Origin of the sequence: Mycobacterium sp. 663a-19 (assembly GCF_035616495.1) — a bacterium.
Classification (GTDB): Bacteria; Actinomycetota; Actinomycetes; order Mycobacteriales; family Mycobacteriaceae; genus Mycobacterium.
Map to the genome: position 1 here is coordinate 23805 of NZ_JAPJAV010000017.1, position 16445 is coordinate 40249.

The following is a 16445-nucleotide window of genomic DNA, read 5'->3' on the forward strand; positions in this document are numbered from 1 at the left end:
CGCTGATTGGACCACAAGAGCCGCGGCGGCGCAGCGCACGCGGCTGCGGCCCTAACCGCCCGGTTACGCGGGGGCTATTCGGGCCGCGGTTCCGGCTGCTGTTCGGGATGTGGTCCCGGCGGCGGGCCGGCGAACGGGCCCGGCTGGTAGGCCGGCGGATAGCTCGGCTGTTCCACCGCGGCGACCTGACCGCCGGAAAGCTTGCGGTAGGTGTAGATCTGGATCAGCACGGCGATCGGGATGGCGACGACAAGGCCGATCCAGAACAGCAATTCACCGGCCACCGCGACCGCGAATTGCACGAGCCACGACAGCAGGGCGCCCCCGACGTTCGACCGGGCGGTCGCGATGCTGCCCTTGATCGAGTCGACCGGCGAGGTGGACCGGTCGACGGCGAACGGGATGGCGAACTGCGCGAGGAACGCGAAGATGAGCCCGGGGACGAAGCAGAAGATCATTCCGATCGCGACGCCGATCCCGACCAGTATCACGGTCAGGAACACCCCGCCGAGATTGCGCGGCCTGAAGAACGTTGCGACGGTCACCGGCTTGCCGTCGGCGACGTCCAGGCAGCCGGACGCCAGCGCGGCGCGCATGTAGATCCCCGTGACGAAGAGCAGAACGCAGCCGACGATCATCACGGCGTACGAGGTGGCGCCGAAGCTGACGAAGGCGGTGCTGCCGGTGTTGCCGTCGGCATCGATGTAGGTGCCGTACGAGCGCTGGCCGAACAGCCAGGGCAGCAGGCCCGCGACAAGGCCGAACACCACCAACACCAACGCGTACGCCAGGACCGGCACGATGAACGCGACGGCGTTCTGGGCGAACTTGTTCCACGCCCAGCTCACCGCCTCGCCGACATTGAACTGCGGCCCGGGCGGGGCGTATCCGGGAGGGGGGCCGGGCGGCGGCGGAGGCGCGCCATAGCCGGGCGGCGGGGGACCGGGCGGCGGGTAGCCGGGCGGCGGTCCCGCGGGCGGGCCCGGCGGTGGTCCATAGCCGGGCGGCGGTCCGTAGCCGGGCGGCGGGGGAGGAGACCCGGGCGGCGGTCCGTAGCCCGGCGGCGGTGGGGGCGGGGGCGGGTAGCCCGGGGGGTTGTCGGCGCCCTGCGGCTCGGGTGGGTTGGGTGGCTGCTCGGGGGGCTGGCTCATTGCCGTCCTAGCTGTCGGATTCGCTTCGTGGGCACGCGCACTGAACTTCGGGGAACTTAACAAATATGCGGCTACGGGGCGAGGGCTGTTCGCCGTGCGTCGCCCCCGCCTGCGGCGGGCGCGGTCGTCGGCTTCTCGTGGTATTCCTGAAGCCGTGTCCGACGGTCTGTTCGACCTGCCCGGCGCGGCGCAGGCGACCAACCATGAGCTGAGCGCGTCCGCCGGCGCGCCGCTGGCGGTGCGGATGCGCCCGGCGTCGCTGGACGAGGTCGTCGGGCAGGATCATTTGCTGGCGTCCGGATCGCCGCTGCGCCGCCTGGTCGAGGGGTCGGGCGTGGCGTCGGCCATCCTGTACGGCCCGCCCGGCAGCGGGAAGACGACGCTGGCCGCGCTGATCTCGCAGGCGACCGGCCGCCGGTTCGAGGCCCTGTCGGCGCTGTCGGCCGGCGTCAAGGACGTGCGCGCCGTCATCGAAAAAGCCCGTTTCGGCGTAGTTTCCGGCGAGCAGACGGTTCTGTTCATCGACGAGGTGCACCGCTTCTCCAAGACGCAGCAGGATGCCCTGCTGTCGGCGGTGGAGAACCGGATCGTGCTGCTGGTGGCCGCGACGACGGAGAACCCGTCGTTCTCGGTCGTCGCGCCGCTCCTGTCGCGGTCGCTGATCCTGCAGTTGCGGCCGCTCACGTCCGACGACATCCGCACGGTGGTGCAGCGGGCGATCGACGACCCCCGCGGCCTGGGCGGGCGGGTGGTGGTGCGGCCGGATGCCGTCGACCTGCTGGTGCAGCTGGCCGCCGGCGACGCCCGGCGCGCCCTGACCGCGCTCGAGGTCGCCGCCGAAGCGGTGCAGGGCGAGCCGGTCACCGTCGAGGCCATCGAGCAGTCCCTGGACAAGGCCGCGGTGCGCTACGACCGCGACGGCGACCAGCACTACGACGTCATCAGCGCCTTCATCAAGTCGGTGCGTGGCTCCGACGTCGACGCCGCGCTGCACTACCTGGCCCGCATGCTGGTGGCCGGGGAGGATCCCCGGTTCGTCGCGCGAAGGCTGCTGATCCTGGCCAGCGAGGACATCGGCATGGCCGACCCGACGGCGCTGCAGACCGCGGTTGCCGCCGCCCAGACGGTGGCGCTGATCGGCATGCCCGAGGCGCAGCTGACCCTGGCGCACGCCACAATCCACCTGGCCACCGCGCCCAAGTCCAACGCGGTCACCACCGCGCTGGCCGCGGCGATGGACGACGTCAAGTCCGGCAAGGCCGGCCTGGTGCCGGCCCATCTGCGTGATGGGCACTACTCGGGCGCGGCGGGGCTGGGCCACGCGCAGGGCTACAAATACTCCCACGACGACCCGGATGGCGTTGTGGCACAACAATATCCGCCCGACGAGTTGGCGGACGTCGACTATTATCGGCCCACCGGCCGCGGCGGTGAGCGGGAGATGGCCGGTCGTCTGGAGCGGCTGCGGGCGATCATCCGCAAGAAAGGGAGGCGGCCATGAAGACGTTCACCGACGAGGAGATGGGCACGCTGCTGTCCGGCGCCAAGCCCTACAGCGTCGTCATCCTCAAGCGGGGACCCAACTACGCCGACGACACGACGCCGTCCATCGTCTGGGAGCACGGGCGGCGCAACTTCGCCCTGCGCGACGACGGCGTGCTCGCGGTGGTCCTGCGGGTCACCGACGAGTCCGACGTCTGCGGCGTCGGGGTGTTCGCGGCGACGGTCGAGGCCACCACGGCCATCGTGGACGGCGACCCGGGCGTGGCCGCCGGGACCTTCACCTACGAGGTGCACCCCTGCATCGGGTTCCCGGGGGATTCGCTGCCCTAGCTGTTCGACGCCGAAATCGACGCGAGCGCGGAAAAGTGCGAGAAGAATTCGCGCTGGCGTCGATCTCGGTGGAAGTCGTAGCTCAGACTAGCTCCGGCACCCGCAGGCCGGCGATGGCCAGCTCGAACTCGGCGACGTCGATCACCTCGGCGCCCAGATCCCGCACCCGCCGGCTGCGCAGCTCGGTCGCGCGGTCGCGGTTGCGGGCCATCGCCTCCAGGCTGTCGAACGTCGAGCACGACACCGCCCGCCGGCACGCCGGGTGGTCGACCATCAGGCTGGCGCTGCAGAAGCCGTCGAGGCGCTCCATCTCGGGAAGCACCGCGGTCCGATAGAAGTCCAGCGACCGGTTGAGCTGGTCCGGCACCACCTTGAGCCAGGTGGCCCGCACGCACGCCCCGGCCTGGGAGCGGTGGTCGCGGTGCAGCAGCGCGATTTCCCACTCCTCGACGCGGGCGCTGCCGTCGAACATCAGCGCGGCGCGGTCCCGGATGGGCGCCACCCGCTCGGCGCTGGAGCGCATCGCCTCGATGGATTCCCACGCGCTGGTGGCGATGCATTTGCCGGACTGGCGATCAACCAACAGCGACACCCCGACACACCCGGCCATCTCCTGCAGGGCGGGCATGACGACATCGCGAACGTGCGCAATTCCGATGTCGACCGACAGGGGTTGCGCCTGGATGGTGGTAGAGCGTGCGTACACGATCGACCCCTTCTGTGTCGGGGCGGCGCCCCGGCGGCGCCACCGGTCCCACCAGATACCTTCCTCCTCCCGGTTATCGGCCGCAATGGGCACGACGCGCACCCGGACCGGCGTTCGGCCGGCCCGTCCACCGCCGTGACATCAGGCCAGCTCGGGTACCCGCAGATGCGCCAGCACCAGCTCGAACTCGCATTCGTCGAGTTCCTCGGCGCCCGCCTCGCGCATCGACTCGTTCTTCAGTTCGGTCGCCCGGTCCCTGTTCCGCTGCATCGCGTCGAGGCTGTCGAACGTCGCGGAAGACACCGCGCGCCCGGACGCGCGGTCGACCAGCAGGCTGGCACTGCAGAACCCGTCGAGGTCCTCGAGCCTGGGCAGCACGGACGACTTGTAGTACTCGATGCCCTGGTCCATCTGTTCCGGCGGCACCCTGACCCAGGTCGCCCGCACGCCCGCAGCGTCGGGCGCGCGGTGGTCACGGTGCAGCGCGGCGATTTCCCACTGCTCGACATCGGCCGTGCCACCGAACATTTCGGCGGCCCGATCACGTATCGGCGTCACGGTGTCGTAGCTGGCGCGCATGGCCTCGTCGCTTTCCCAGGCGCTGGTGGCGATGCACCGGCCGGAGCGACGGTCGACCATGAGGGATACGCCGACGCACCCCGGCATGCCTTGCAGCGCCGGCATGACCTCGTCGCGAACATGCGCAATTCCGGCGTCGATGGACGAGGGTTGCGCCTGGATTGTGGTAGAGCGTGCGTACACGATCCACCCCCTCTTTTTCGGGGCAGCGCCCCGGTGGCGCCACCGGTCCAAGCACTACCTTCCTCCTGCCGGTCGGCGCCCGCAATGGCGATGTCAATGGCGCTGCGAGCGGCGCCCACCAAACGATTGGCCGCCCCCAGCCGCCCCACCGTAGGCTTGACCGGGTGCATACGGATGTGCTGGATGTGAACACCGCGCGGCGCCGCATCGTGGATCTCACCGACGCGGTCCGCAGGTTCTGCTTCAGCTGCGGCGACGGCCTGTGCAACGTGTTCGTCCCGCACGCGACGGCGGGGGTGGCGATCATCGAGACCGGCGCGGGCTCCGACGACGACCTGATCGACACGCTGGAACGGCTGCTGCCGCGCGACGACCGCTACCGGCACGCGCACGGCTCCGAGGGCCACGGCGCCGACCACGTGTTGCCGGCGATCGTCGCGCCGTCGGTGACCGTGCCCGTCTCCGCCGGTGAGCCGCTGCTGGGAACCTGGCAAAGCGTCGTGCTGGTGGACCTCAACCGGGACAATCCGCGGCGGTCGGTGCGGCTGAGCTTCCTGGAGGGCTGACGACCAGGCGGACGGCCTTCCAATATCCGGGCGAATAGGCTGGGAGTCGACGGCAATCACAAACGGGAAGAAGCGAACGCAAGTGCAGACACACGAGATCAGGAAGCGGTTCCTTGATCATTTCGTGAACGCGGGTCACACCGAGGTGCCCAGCGCGTCGGTGATCCTCGACGACCCCAACCTGCTGTTCGTCAACGCCGGCATGGTCCAATTCGTGCCGTTCTTCCTGGGGCAGCGCACCCCGCCGTACACCAGGGCCACCAGCATCCAGAAGTGCATTCGCACTCCGGATATCGACGAGGTGGGCGTCACCACCCGGCACAACACCTTCTTCCAGATGGCCGGCAACTTCTCGTTCGGCGACTACTTCAAGCGCGAGGCCATCGAGCTGGCCTGGTCCCTGCTGACCAACCCCATAGACGACGAAGTCGACGGGGGATACGGACTGGACCCCGAAAGACTCTGGGCCACAGTGTATTTCGACGACGACGAGGCCGCCCGGCTGTGGCAGGAGGTCGCCGGCCTGCCGGAGGAACGCGTCCAGCGCCGCGGCATGGCCGACAACTACTGGTCGATGGGCATCCCCGGCCCGTGCGGCCCGTCGTCGGAGATCTACTACGACCGCGGGCCCGAGTTCGGGCCCGGCGGCGGCCCGATCGTCAACGAGGACCGCTACGTCGAGCTGTGGAACCTGGTGTTCATGCAGAGCGAGCGCGGCGAGGGCACCGGCAAGACGGACTTCGAGATCCTGGGGCCGTTGCCCCGCAAGAACATCGACACCGGCATGGGCGTCGAGCGGGTCGCGTTCGTGCTGCAGGGCGTGCACAACGTCTACGAAACCGACCTGCTGCGGCCCGTCATCGACACCGTCGCGGCGCGCGCCCCCCGTCCCTATGACGCCGGCAACCACGACGACGACGTGCGCTACCGCATCATCGCCGACCACAGCCGCACCGCGGCGATCCTGATCGGCGACGGGGTCAGCCCCGGCAACGACGGGCGCGGGTACGTGCTGCGCCGGCTGCTGCGCCGGGTGATCCGCTCGGCCAAGCTGCTGGACATCGACGGCCCGATCGTCGGCGACCTGATGGTCACCGTGCGCGACGCGATGGGCCCGTCGTACCCCGAGCTCGTCGCCGACTTCGACCGGATCAGGCGCATCGCCGTCGCCGAGGAGACCGCGTTCAACCGCACGCTGGCGTCGGGCTCGAAGCTGTTCGACGAGGTGGCCACCGCCACCAAAGCGGCGGGCGCCAAGGTGGTTTCCGGCTCGGACGCTTTCACCCTGCACGACACCTACGGCTTCCCGATCGAGCTCACCCTGGAGATGGCCGCCGAGGCCGGCCTGAAAGTCGACGAGATCGGCTTCCGCGAACTGATGGCCGAGCAGCGCCGCCGCGCCAAGGCCGACGCCGCGGCGCGCAAGCACGCGCACGCCGACCTGAGCGCCTACCGGGAGCTGGTCGACGCGGGACCCACCGAGTTCACCGGGTTCGACGAGTTGGCCTCGGAGGCAAGGATTCTGGGCATCTTCGCGGACGGCAAGCGGGTCCCGGTGATCGCGCACGGCACCGACGGCGCCGACCGCGTCGAGCTGGTGCTGGACCGCACCCCGCTCTACGCCGAATCGGGCGGCCAGATCGCCGACGAGGGCTCCATCAGCGGAACCGGCGCCAACGAGGCCGCCCGCGCGGCGGTCACCGACGTGCAGAAGATCGCGAAAACCCTTTGGGTGCACCGGGTCAACGTCGAGTCCGGGGAATTCGTCGAGGGCGACACCGTGGTCGCGGCGGTGGATCCGGGATGGCGCCGGGGCGCCACCCAGGGGCACTCGGGCACCCACATGGTGCATGCGGCGCTGCGACAAGTGCTGGGGCCCAACGCCGTTCAGGCGGGCTCGCTGAACCGCCCGGGCTACCTGCGCTTCGACTTCAACTGGCAGGGGCCGCTCACCGAGGAGCAGCGCACCCAGATCGAGGAGGTCACCAACCAGGCCGTGCAGGCCGACTTCGAGGTGCACACGTTCACCGAGCAGCTCGACAAGGCCAAGGCGATGGGGGCCATCGCGCTGTTCGGCGAGAGCTACCCCGACGAGGTGCGGGTGGTGGAGATCGGCGGGCCGTTCTCGCTGGAGCTGTGCGGCGGCACCCACGTGCACAACTCGGCGCAGATCGGCCCGGTGACGATCCTGGGCGAATCGTCGATCGGTTCCGGGGTCCGCCGGGTGGAGGCCTACGTCGGGCTGGATTCGTTCCGGCACCTGGCCAAGGAGCGGGCGCTGATGGCCGGGCTGGCGTCGTCGCTGAAGGTGCCGTCGGAGGAGGTGCCCGCCCGGGTGGCCAACCTCGTCGACCGGCTCAAGGCCGCGGAGAAGGAGCTCGAACGCGCCCGGCTGGCGGGCGCGCGGGCCGCCGCGACCAACGCCGCGGCCGGCGCGGACCGCATCGGTAACGTTCGGGTGGTGGCGCAGCGGATGTCGAGCGGAATGACCGCCGCCGACCTGCGCTCCCTTGTCGGCGACATCCGCGGCAAGCTGGGCGGCGACCCGGCGGTGGTCGCGCTGATCACCGACAACTCGGCGGGCGAGAGCAAGAGCGTGCCGTACGCGGTGGCCGCCAATCCCGCCGCCCAGGACCTGGGGATCCGGGCCAACGACCTGGTCAAGCAGCTCGCCATGGCCGTCGACGGCCGCGGCGGCGGCAAGCCCGACCTGGCGCAGGGCTCGGGCAAGGATCCGGCCGGCATCGACGCGGCGCTCGACGCGGTCCGTTCCCAGATCGCCGCGATAGCGCGGGTCGGTTGAGTGGTCTCGACACAGCATCGCTTGCCCGACCGGCCCGGCGACCCCGAACGGGACAATCCGGGTCGGGGGACCCGACCCGGCAGAAGCCTCGGCGTCGACGTGGGCAGCGTGCGGATCGGTGTCGCCTGCAGCGATCCCGACGGCATCCTGGCCACCCCGGTCGAGACCGTGCGCCGCGACCGCTCCGGCCGGCACCTGCGCCGGCTGGCCGAGCTCGCCGCCGAACTGGGGGCCGTCGAGGTGATCGTCGGGCTGCCGCGGACGCTGGCCGACCGCACCGGCCCGTCGGCCCAGGACGCGATCGACCTCGCCGAGGCGCTGGCCCGGCGGGTCGCCCCCACGCCGGTGCGGCTCGCCGACGAGCGGCTAACCACCGTCAGCGCCCAGCGGTCGCTGCGGGCGGCGGGGATGCGGGCCAGGGAGCAGCGGGCGGTGATCGACCAGGCGGCCGCGGTGGCGATCCTGCAGAGCTGGCTCGACCAGCGCCGGGCCACCCGGGCCGAGCCCGCGGCGGGGGACGCCACCGATGGTTGACAGCGGGCGGCGGCGCGCCGAGCCCGAGGCCGTCGGGCCGCCCCGGCGCAGGATGAGCCGGGTGGAACGGATCCGGGCCGAACAGGGCCGCAAGCGGCGGCGCTACGCCGGCCGGATCGCCGCCGGCGTGCTGGTCGTGATCGTGGTGGCCGCCGTCTTCCTCGGCTCCAAACTGTGGCACGTGATGTTCGGCGCCGGCGACGACTACACCGGCGACGGCAAGCACGACATCGTGATCCAGATCCAGGACGGCGACTCGACCACCGCGGTCGGCGAGACGCTGCACAACCAGGGCGTCGTCGCCACCGTCCGGGCATTCGTCAACGCCGCGCACGGCAACAGCAAGATCAACTCCATCCAGCCCGGCTTCTACCGGATGCGCACCGAGATCCCGGCCGCCAACGCCGTCGCGCGGCTGGCCGACCCGAACAACCGGGTCGGGCGGCTGGTGATCCCGGAGGGACGCCAGCTCGACGACACCACCGACATGAAGACCAACGTGGTGAACCCGGGCATCCTCAGCCTGATCTCCCGGGCCACCTGCGTGGACCTCGACGGCACCAAGCGCTGCGTCTCGGTCGACGACCTGCGCGCGGCGGCCGGCAACAGCCCGCCCGGCGCGCTGTCGGTGCCGCCCTGGGCCGTCGAGCCGGTCACCGAGCTGGGCAGGGACCATCGCCGGCTCGAGGGCCTGATCGCACCCGGGACGTTCAACGTCGACCCCTCGGCGTCGGCCCAGACCATCCTGGCGGACCTCATCGGCGCCGGGGCCGCGGAATACACCAAATCCGGGTTGGTGGACACCGCCCAGTCCATGCACCTGTCGCCCTACGACATCCTGGTGGTGGCGTCGCTGGTGCAGCAGGAGGCCAACTCGCAGGACTTCCCGAAGGTCGCGCAGGTCATCTACAACCGGCTGCAGGCGCGCCACACGCTGGAGTTCGACTCGACGGTGAACTACCCGCTGGACCGCCGCGAGGTGGCCACCACCGACGCCGACCGCGCCCAGAAGACCCCGTGGAACACCTACGTGTCCCCGGGCCTGCCGGCCACCGCGATCTGTTCGCCCGGGGCCGACGGGCTGCACGCCGCCGAGCACCCCCAGCCGGGGGACTGGCTGTACTTCGTCACCATCGACGCCCAGGGGACGACGCTGTTCACCAGGGACTATCAGCAGCATCTGGCCAACATCGAGCTGGCTAAGCGCAACGGTGTCCTCGACAGCGCCCGCTAGCGCGGGGCCTCCGCGGAGGGCGGCCGTGCTCGGCTCGCCGGTCGCGCATTCGAAGTCCCCGCAGCTGCACCTGGCCGCCTACCGCGCGCTGGGCCTGCACGGCTGGACCTACGAGCGCATCGAGTGCGGCGCCGAGGAGCTGCCGTCTGTGGTCGGCGGTTTCGGGCCCGAGTGGGTCGGCGTGTCGGTGACCAGCCCGGGCAAGTTCGCCGCCCTGCGGTTCGCCGACGAGCGCACCGAACGCGCGGCGCTGGTCGGCTCGGCCAACACCCTGGTCCGCACGGCGCGCGGCTGGCGCGCGGACAACACCGACGTCGACGGGGTCAGCGGCGCGCTCGGGTCCGCCACTGGACGGGCGCTGGTGTGTGGATCGGGCGGCACCGCGCCCGCGGCCATCGTGGGCCTGGCCGAACTCGGCGTCCCCGCCATCACCGTCGTGGCCCGCGACCCGGGCAAGGCGGCCCGGCTGGCGGAGCTGGGAACTCGGGTCGGGGTGCCGACGCGGTTCTGCCGGCTGGGCGACCAAGATGTCAAAGCGCTGGCCGACGAGGTGGCGGCCGCGGAGGTGCTGGTCAGCACCATTCCGGCGGACGTGGCCGCGCGGTACGCGGACACGTTCGCCGCGATCCCGGTGCTGCTGGACGCCGTCTACGACCCCTGGCCCACACCGCTGGCCGCGGCGGTGGCCGCGGCGGGGGGCCGAGTGATCAGCGGCCTGCAGATGTTGCTGCACCAAGCGTTCGCGCAGGTCGAGCAGTTCACCGGGCTGCCGGCGCCGCGCGCGGCGATGACTTGCGCGTTGGAGGCACTGGATTAGCGTGCCGCGCATGCGGACGCTGACGGCTGCGCTGGTGCTGGCCTGGCTGGCGGCCCTGAGCTGGTACGACGTCCGGGAGCGCCGGCTGCCGAACCTCTTGACGCTGCCTGGGGCGGGCGCCATCCTGCTGGCCGCCGCGCTCGCCGGCCGCGGGCCGCCCGCGCTGGCCGGGGCGGCGGCGCTGGCCGGGCTGTACCTGCTGGTGCACCTGGTGTCGCCGGCCGGGATGGGAGCCGGCGACGTCAAGCTGGCCATCGGCCTGGGCGCGCTGACGGGCTGCTTCGGGGTCGCCGTGTGGTTCTGCGCGGCGCTGGCCGCGCCGCTGCTCACCGCGCTGGCGGCGCTGGCGCTCCGGCCGCGGGGCGTGCCCACCGTGCCGCACGGCCCGTCGATGTGCGCGGCCGCCGCCGGCGCGGTCGCGTTGGCCTTCCTCTGACGGCCACCCGGCGTTGACTCTGCGTCCATGGCGGCCGCTACTCGAACTTCTTCGCCGTGGACGCAGAGTCAACGGATGGCCGCCGGGCCCATGGGAAGATGGACGGGTGTTGCGCTGGATCACCGCCGGAGAATCCCACGGCCGCGCGCTGGTGGCCGTGCTCGAGGGCATGGTCGCTGGCGTGGAGGTCACCTCCACCGAGATCGCCGACCAGCTGGCCCGCCGTCGGCTCGGCTACGGCCGCGGCGCCCGGATGGCGTTCGAGCGCGACGCGGTGACCGTGCTCGCCGGAGTGCGCCACGGCGTCACCCTGGGCGGGCCCATCGCCATCGAGATCGGCAACACCGAATGGCCGAAGTGGGAAACGGTGATGGCGGCCGACCCCGTCGACCCGGCCGAGCTGGCGGACATCGCCCGCAACGCGCCGCTCACCCGGCCGCGGCCCGGCCACGCCGACTACGCCGGCATGCTCAAGTACGGCTTCGACGACGCCCGGCCGGTGCTGGAGCGGGCCAGCGCCCGCGAGACCGCGGCCCGCGTCGCGGCGGGCACGGTCGCCCGGGCGTTCCTGCGCCAGGCGCTGGGCGCCGAGGTGCTCTCCCACGTCATCGCGATCGGACCGTCGGCGCCCTACGACGGCCCGCCACCGCGACCCGAAGACCTGCCCGCCATCGACGCCAGCCCGGTCCGCGCCTTCGACAAGGCCGCCGAGCAGGCCATGATCGCCGAGATCGAGGCCGCCAAGAAGGACGGCGACACCCTCGGCGGCGTGGTGGAGGTGGTGGCGCTGGGCCTGCCGGTCGGGCTGGGATCGTTCACCAGCGGAGAGAACCGGCTGGACGGCCAGCTCGCCGCCGCGGTCATGGGCATCCAGGCGATCAAGGGCGTCGAGATCGGCGACGGCTTCGAAACCGCCCGCCGCCGCGGCAGCCGCGCGCACGACGAGATGTACCCCGGGCCCGACGGCGTCGTCCGCTCGACCAACCGGGCCGGCGGGCTCGAGGGCGGCATGACCAACGGCCAGCCGCTGCGGGTGCGCGCCGCGATGAAGCCGATCTCCACCGTGCCGCGGGCGCTGGCCACCGTGGACATGGCCACCGGCGACGAGGCCGTCGCCATCCACCAGCGCTCGGACGTGTGCGCGGTGCCGGCCGCCGGCGTCGTCGTCGAGACCATGGTGGCGCTGGTCCTCGCCCGCGCCGTGCTGCAGAAGTTCGGCGGCGACTCGCTGGCCGAGACCCGCCGCAACATCGAGGCGTACCAGCGCGCGGTCGCCGACCGGGAGGCCCCGGCGACCCACGCGTCGGGGACGGCGTGATGGCCCCGAAGGCGGTGCTCGTCGGATTGCCGGGCTCCGGCAAGTCCACCATCGGGCGGCGGCTGGCCAAGGCGCTCGGGGTCGGCCTGCTCGACACCGACGCGGCGATCGAGCAGCGCACCGGCCGCACCGTCGCCGACATCTTCGCCACCGACGGCGAACGGGAGTTCCGTCGCATCGAGGAGGAGGTGGTGCGCGCGGCGCTGGCCGAGCACGACGGCGTCCTGTCGCTGGGCGGCGGGGCCGTCACCAGCCCCGGGGTGTGCGAGGCGCTCGCCGGCCACACCGTCGTCTACCTGGAGATCAGCGCCCGGGAGGGGGTGCGGCGCACCGGCGGCAACACGGTACGGCCGCTGCTGGCCGGGGGAGACGAGGCTGAGAAGTACTCGAAATTCAAAGCGCTGATGGCCCAGCGGATTCCGCTGTACCGGCGCGTCGCGACCATCCGGGTCAACACCAACCGCCGCAATCCGGGCGCGGTGGTCCGCCAGATCCTGTCACGGTTGCAGGTCCCCGAGAACAGCCCGGCGGCCGCCAAATGACCGATACGACCGAACCGGTCACCGTGCGGGTGGCCGTCGACCCGCCCTACCCGGTGGTGATCGGTGTCGGGCTGCTCGACGAGCTCGAAAAGCTGCTCGGTGACCGGCACCGGGTCGCGATCCTGCACCAGCCGGTGCTGGCGCAGACCGCCGAGGCGATGCGAAGTCGCCTGGCGGACAAGGGTGTTGACGCGCACCGCATCGAGATCCCCGATGCCGAGGCCGGCAAGGACCTGCCCGTGGTGGGATTCATCTGGGAGGTGTTGGGCCGCATCGGGATCGGTCGCAAGGACGCGCTGGTCAGCCTCGGCGGCGGCGCGGCCACCGACGTCGCCGGCTTCGCGGCGGCCACCTGGCTGCGCGGCGTCGACATCGTGCACGTACCCACCACGCTGCTCGGCATGGTCGACGCGGCGATCGGCGGCAAGACCGGGATCAACACCGACGCGGGCAAGAACCTGGTCGGCGCGTTTCACCAGCCGCTGGCCGTCCTCGTCGACCTGGCGACGCTGGAAACGTTGCCGCACAACGAGATCGCCGCCGGGATGGCCGAGGTGGTCAAGGCGGGGTTCATCGCCGACCCGGTGATCCTCGACCTGATCGAGGCCGACCCGCGGGCGGCGCTGGACCCGGCCGGTGAGGTGCTGCCCGAGCTGATCCGGCGCGCCATCACCGTCAAGGCCGAGGTCGTCGCCGCCGACGAGAAGGAATCGGAGCTGCGCGAAATCCTGAACTACGGGCACACTTTGGGGCATGCGATCGAGCGCCGCGAGCGCTATCAGTGGCGGCACGGCGCCGCGGTGTCGGTGGGCCTGGTGTTCGCCGCGGAGCTGTCCCGGCTCGCCGGCCGCCTGGACGACGCCACCGCGCAGCGCCACCGCGCCATCCTGGGCTCGCTCGGCCTGCCGGTCAGCTACGACGCCGACGCGTTGCCGCAGCTGCTGGAATACATGGCGGGGGACAAGAAGTCGCGGGCCGGCGTGCTTCGGTTCGTGGTCCTCGACGGGCTGGCCAAGCCGGGCCGGTTGGTGGGGCCCGACCCGTCGCTGCTGGCCGCCGCGTACGCGGGACTGGAGGCCTGATGACCGTCACGGTGCATGTCCTCAACGGCCCGAACCTGGGCCGGCTGGGCCGGCGCGAGCCCGACGTCTACGGGGACACCACCCACGACCAGCTGGCCGCGCTGATCGAGCGCGAGGCCGCCGGGCTCGGACTCAAAGCCGTTGTGCGCCAAAGCGATAGCGAGGGCGAGCTGCTGGACTGGATCCATCTGGCCGCCGACGCGGGCGAGCCGGTGATCCTCAACGCCGGCGGGCTGACCCACACCTCGGTCGCGTTGCGCGACGCCTGCGCGGAGCTGCGCGCACCCCTGATCGAGGTGCACATCTCCAATGTGCATGCGCGCGAAGAGTTCCGGCGCCACTCCTACATCAGCCCGGTCGCGACCGGGGTGATCGTCGGGCTGGGAGTCCAGGGCTACCTGTTGGCCCTGCGCTACCTGGCGTCGGTGAACGACTGACCGGCTGAGGGCTATCCCTTTTCTTCCCCGCGCGCGTGCCTGGTGTCGGTGTCGGTGCGGATCACCTCGGTCTTGTCGTCGTCGCGGGCCGTCGGGATCGTTTCGGTGGGTTCGTCGCGCTCGGCGGTGGCTACCGGCGCGGTCCGCTCCTCGGTCCGGGCCGCCGGGATCTCGCCGGTCGGGGTTTCGTCGCCGCGGACGGCGGTGAACACGTCGGTGTCGCCGTCGCGCCCCTTGGCGGCCAGGCCGTGGTGCCGCTCCGGCTCCTTCTCGTACTGCCGGTCCACCCGCCAGCGGCCGAAGGTCACCCCGACGATGCCGGACAGGAACACGACGAGCGCGGTGAACGCCGCGAACGTCGTCACCTCGTTGATCAGGCCCCCGGTGTAGAGCCCCTTGTAGGCCAAGGAGATGAGCCAGGCCACGGCCCCGCTGACGATCCCCGCGACCAGGCCGGCCAGCAGCCAGGTCATCGCCAGGTCCTGCCTACGATCCGGATCGCGGGTGGCCGTGGCGTCGGCCCGGCCGTCGATCGCCCCCCACACGGCCGCGCACGCGGCGAACAGGACCAGCAGCACCACGCTGATCCATGCCGCCCACTCTTGCCAAGCGTTGATCATCGCCCCCTGCAGCAAGCGAACGATCACCATTAGCGCGGCCAAGCCCAATCCGCGCAGCATCCAGTTGCTCATGGGGGGAAAGCGTAGCGAGTACCGTCAAGGGCTGTGACACATTCCCAGCGTCGAGGAAATCTGAAATCGCAAATCGTGGCCGGCGGGCTGGATGCGATGCTGGTCACAGACCTGATCAACGTCCGGTATCTGTCGGGATTCTCCGGGTCCAACGGCGCGTTGCTGGTTTTCGCCGACGATCGGGTGCCGATTCTGGCCACCGACGGCCGGTATCGCACCCAGGCCGCGGAGCAGGCGCCTGATCTCGAGATCGCCATCGAGCGGGCCGTCGGGCGCTACCTGGTCGGCCGTGCCGCCGACGGCGGGGTGCGCAAGCTGGGCTTCGAAAGCAACGTGGTCACCGTCGACGGCTTCGACGCGCTCAAGGGTGAGCTGGACGAACGGGGCGGCCAGACCGAGCTGGTCCGGGCCGCCGGCACCGTCGAGAAGCTGCGCGAGGTCAAGGATGCCGGCGAACTGGCGCTGCTGCGGCTGGCCTGCGAGGCGGCCGACGCCGCGCTCGACGACCTGGTGGCGCGCGGCGGCCTGCGGCCCGGGCGCACCGAGCGCGAGGTGAGCCGGGAGCTGGAGTCCCTGATGCTCGACCACGGCGCCGACGGCATCTCGTTCGAGACGATCGTGGCCGCGGGCCCCAACTCGGCGATCCCGCACCATCGGCCCACCGACGCCGTGCTGGCCGCGGGCGATTTCGTCAAGATCGACTTCGGCGCGCTGGTCGCCGGCTATCACTCCGACATGACGCGCACGTTCGTACTCGCCAAGGCCGGTAAAGTCGCAGCTTGGCAGCGCGAGATCTACCAGCTGGTCGCCGATGCGCAGCGGGCCGGCCGGGAGGCGTTGCGGCCCGGCGCCGGCCTGCGGGAGGTGGACGCCGCTGCGCGCCAGCTGATCGCCGACGCCGGCTACGGCGAGAATTTCGGCCACGGCCTGGGGCACGGCGTGGGCCTGCAGATCCACGAGGCGCCGGGAATCGGGGCCACCTCCGCCGGCACCCTGCTCGCGGGCTCCGTGGTGACCGTGGAGCCCGGCGTCTACCTGCCCGGCCGCGGCGGCGTCCGCATCGAGGACACGCTGGTGGTGGCCGACGGAACGGCGAGGGGGTCGGAGGCCGCCGGACACGCGCCGGAGCTGCTGACCCGGTTCCCCAAAGAACTGGCGGTCCTGACATGAAGCACACGTGGGTTCGGCTGTGCGCCGGCGCGCTGGCGGGCGGGCTGGCGGTGTCGGCCTTCGGGCCGGCCGGCATCGCGGAGGCAGCCCCGGCGCCCACCAACCACTGGTGCCCCGGCCAGCAGTGGGACCCGGCCTGGGGCACCAACTACAACTGGGACTGGAACCAGTGCCACGACTGGCAGGGCCCCGCCCCGGCGGGCTGGGGACCCTGGGGACCCCCGCCGCCGTGGGCGCCGCCGGCGCCGCCCCCACCGGCCTGGGCGCCGCAGGCCCACCTGATGTGGAACCCGACGTCGGGTCAGTGGGGATTCTTCAACAACGGCGTGTGGACCCCCGTCTAGCTGCCTGCTCACCGCCCG

General features: G+C 71.7%; 18 protein-coding genes. 14 read left to right on the top strand and 4 right to left on the bottom strand.

Going from position 1 to position 16445, the window contains the following annotated elements:
- Positions 1-74: 74 nt before the first annotated feature.
- On the bottom strand, positions 75-1151 hold the full coding sequence (locus tag OQ968_RS23130) for a hypothetical protein (RefSeq protein WP_324681817.1): 1077 nt from the start codon (positions 1149-1151) through the stop codon (positions 75-77).
- Positions 1152-1293: 142 nt separating this feature from the next.
- Here OQ968_RS23130 and OQ968_RS23135 point away from each other — a divergent pair, with 142 nt between their 5' ends.
- Together OQ968_RS23135 and OQ968_RS23140 are read left to right on the top strand one after the other, a co-directional pair.
- Positions 1294-2652: a replication-associated recombination protein A gene (locus OQ968_RS23135; RefSeq protein ID WP_324681906.1), complete on the top strand. Its 1359-nt coding sequence runs from the start codon at positions 1294-1296 to the stop codon at positions 2650-2652.
- A complete protein-coding gene (locus OQ968_RS23140; protein WP_324681819.1) occupies positions 2649-2984 on the top strand; it encodes a hypothetical protein in 336 nt (111 codons plus the stop codon). The genes OQ968_RS23135 and OQ968_RS23140 overlap by 4 nt, the downstream gene beginning before the upstream one ends.
- Positions 2985-3066: 82 nt before the next feature.
- Here OQ968_RS23140 and OQ968_RS23145 read toward each other — a convergent pair whose 3' ends face one another.
- Both OQ968_RS23145 and OQ968_RS23150 read right to left on the bottom strand, forming a co-directional pair.
- Positions 3067-3690 (bottom strand): hypothetical protein, encoded by a 624-nt coding sequence (locus OQ968_RS23145; protein ID WP_324681820.1) that lies wholly within the window; start codon positions 3688-3690, stop codon positions 3067-3069.
- 141 nt (positions 3691-3831) lie between these two features.
- On the bottom strand, positions 3832-4452 hold the full coding sequence (locus tag OQ968_RS23150; protein WP_324681821.1) for an antibiotic biosynthesis monooxygenase: 621 nt from the start codon (positions 4450-4452) through the stop codon (positions 3832-3834).
- 176 nt (positions 4453-4628) lie between these two features.
- On the opposite strand from OQ968_RS23150, the gene OQ968_RS23155 reads away from it, so the two are divergent.
- From OQ968_RS23155 to aroQ, 10 genes are all read left to right on the top strand, one after another.
- Positions 4629-5018, top strand: coding sequence for a secondary thiamine-phosphate synthase enzyme YjbQ (locus tag OQ968_RS23155; RefSeq protein ID WP_324681908.1), 390 nt, complete (start codon positions 4629-4631; stop codon positions 5016-5018).
- An 82-nt stretch (positions 5019-5100) separates the two neighbouring features.
- The gene (alaS, locus tag OQ968_RS23160) at positions 5101-7821 is read left to right on the top strand and encodes an alanine--tRNA ligase (RefSeq protein ID WP_324681823.1); all 2721 of its coding nucleotides are present in this window, start codon (positions 5101-5103) and stop codon (positions 7819-7821) included.
- Positions 7822-8355, top strand: coding sequence for a Holliday junction resolvase RuvX (gene ruvX, locus OQ968_RS23165; RefSeq protein WP_324681825.1), 534 nt, complete (start codon positions 7822-7824; stop codon positions 8353-8355).
- Positions 8348-9589 carry an endolytic transglycosylase MltG gene (locus OQ968_RS23170; protein WP_324681827.1) on the top strand — a complete coding sequence of 414 codons (1242 nt, stop codon included), beginning with the start codon at positions 8348-8350 and terminating at the stop codon, positions 9587-9589. Before ruvX ends, OQ968_RS23170 begins: the two co-directional genes overlap by 8 nt.
- Positions 9567-10406, top strand: coding sequence for a shikimate dehydrogenase (locus tag OQ968_RS23175; RefSeq protein ID WP_324681829.1), 840 nt, complete (start codon positions 9567-9569; stop codon positions 10404-10406). Before OQ968_RS23170 ends, OQ968_RS23175 begins: the two co-directional genes overlap by 23 nt.
- Positions 10407-10425: 19 nt before the next feature.
- Positions 10426-10842, top strand: a complete 417-nt coding sequence (locus OQ968_RS23180) for an A24 family peptidase (RefSeq protein ID WP_324681910.1) — start codon at positions 10426-10428, stop codon at positions 10840-10842.
- A 106-nt stretch (positions 10843-10948) separates the two neighbouring features.
- Positions 10949-12160: a chorismate synthase gene (gene aroC, locus OQ968_RS23185; RefSeq protein ID WP_324681830.1), complete on the top strand. Its 1212-nt coding sequence runs from the start codon at positions 10949-10951 to the stop codon at positions 12158-12160.
- Positions 12160-12702 (top strand): shikimate kinase, encoded by a 543-nt coding sequence (locus tag OQ968_RS23190; protein ID WP_324681832.1) that lies wholly within the window; start codon positions 12160-12162, stop codon positions 12700-12702. Before aroC ends, OQ968_RS23190 begins: the two co-directional genes overlap by 1 nt.
- Entirely contained in the window at positions 12699-13784 is a 1086-nt protein-coding gene (aroB, locus tag OQ968_RS23195) for a 3-dehydroquinate synthase (RefSeq protein WP_324681834.1), read from the top strand. Before OQ968_RS23190 ends, aroB begins: the two co-directional genes overlap by 4 nt.
- On the top strand, positions 13784-14221 hold the full coding sequence (gene aroQ / locus OQ968_RS23200; protein ID WP_420715991.1) for a type II 3-dehydroquinate dehydratase: 438 nt from the start codon (positions 13784-13786) through the stop codon (positions 14219-14221). Before aroB ends, aroQ begins: the two co-directional genes overlap by 1 nt.
- 11 nt (positions 14222-14232) lie before the next feature.
- Here aroQ and OQ968_RS23205 read toward each other — a convergent pair whose 3' ends face one another.
- On the bottom strand, positions 14233-14913 hold the full coding sequence (locus tag OQ968_RS23205; protein WP_324681835.1) for a B-4DMT family transporter: 681 nt from the start codon (positions 14911-14913) through the stop codon (positions 14233-14235).
- 33 nt (positions 14914-14946) lie between these two features.
- Between OQ968_RS23205 and OQ968_RS23210 the strand changes: the two genes are divergently transcribed.
- Both OQ968_RS23210 and OQ968_RS23215 read left to right on the top strand, forming a co-directional pair.
- Entirely contained in the window at positions 14947-16083 is a 1137-nt protein-coding gene (locus OQ968_RS23210) for a Xaa-Pro peptidase family protein (protein ID WP_324681837.1), read from the top strand.
- Positions 16080-16427, top strand: a complete 348-nt coding sequence (locus tag OQ968_RS23215) for a hypothetical protein (RefSeq protein WP_324681838.1) — start codon at positions 16080-16082, stop codon at positions 16425-16427. Before OQ968_RS23210 ends, OQ968_RS23215 begins: the two co-directional genes overlap by 4 nt.
- The last annotated feature ends 18 nt before the right edge of the window (positions 16428-16445 follow it).

Coding starts and splice junctions, on each gene's coding strand:
- OQ968_RS23130 (WP_324681817.1), bottom strand. CDS start 1,151: ATGAGCCAGCCCCCCGAGCAGCCACCCAACCCACCCGAGCCGCAGGGC.
- OQ968_RS23140 (WP_324681819.1), top strand. CDS start 2,649: ATGAAGACGTTCACCGACGAGGAGATGGGCACGCTGCTGTCCGGCGCC.
- OQ968_RS23170 (WP_324681827.1), top strand. CDS start 8,348: ATGGTTGACAGCGGGCGGCGGCGCGCCGAGCCCGAGGCCGTCGGGCCG.
- OQ968_RS23190 (WP_324681832.1), top strand. CDS start 12,160: ATGGCCCCGAAGGCGGTGCTCGTCGGATTGCCGGGCTCCGGCAAGTCC.
- aroB (WP_324681834.1), top strand. CDS start 12,699: ATGACCGATACGACCGAACCGGTCACCGTGCGGGTGGCCGTCGACCCG.
- aroQ (WP_420715991.1), top strand. CDS start 13,784: ATGACCGTCACGGTGCATGTCCTCAACGGCCCGAACCTGGGCCGGCTG.
- OQ968_RS23205 (WP_324681835.1), bottom strand. CDS start 14,913: ATGAGCAACTGGATGCTGCGCGGATTGGGCTTGGCCGCGCTAATGGTG.
- OQ968_RS23215 (WP_324681838.1), top strand. CDS start 16,080: ATGAAGCACACGTGGGTTCGGCTGTGCGCCGGCGCGCTGGCGGGCGGG.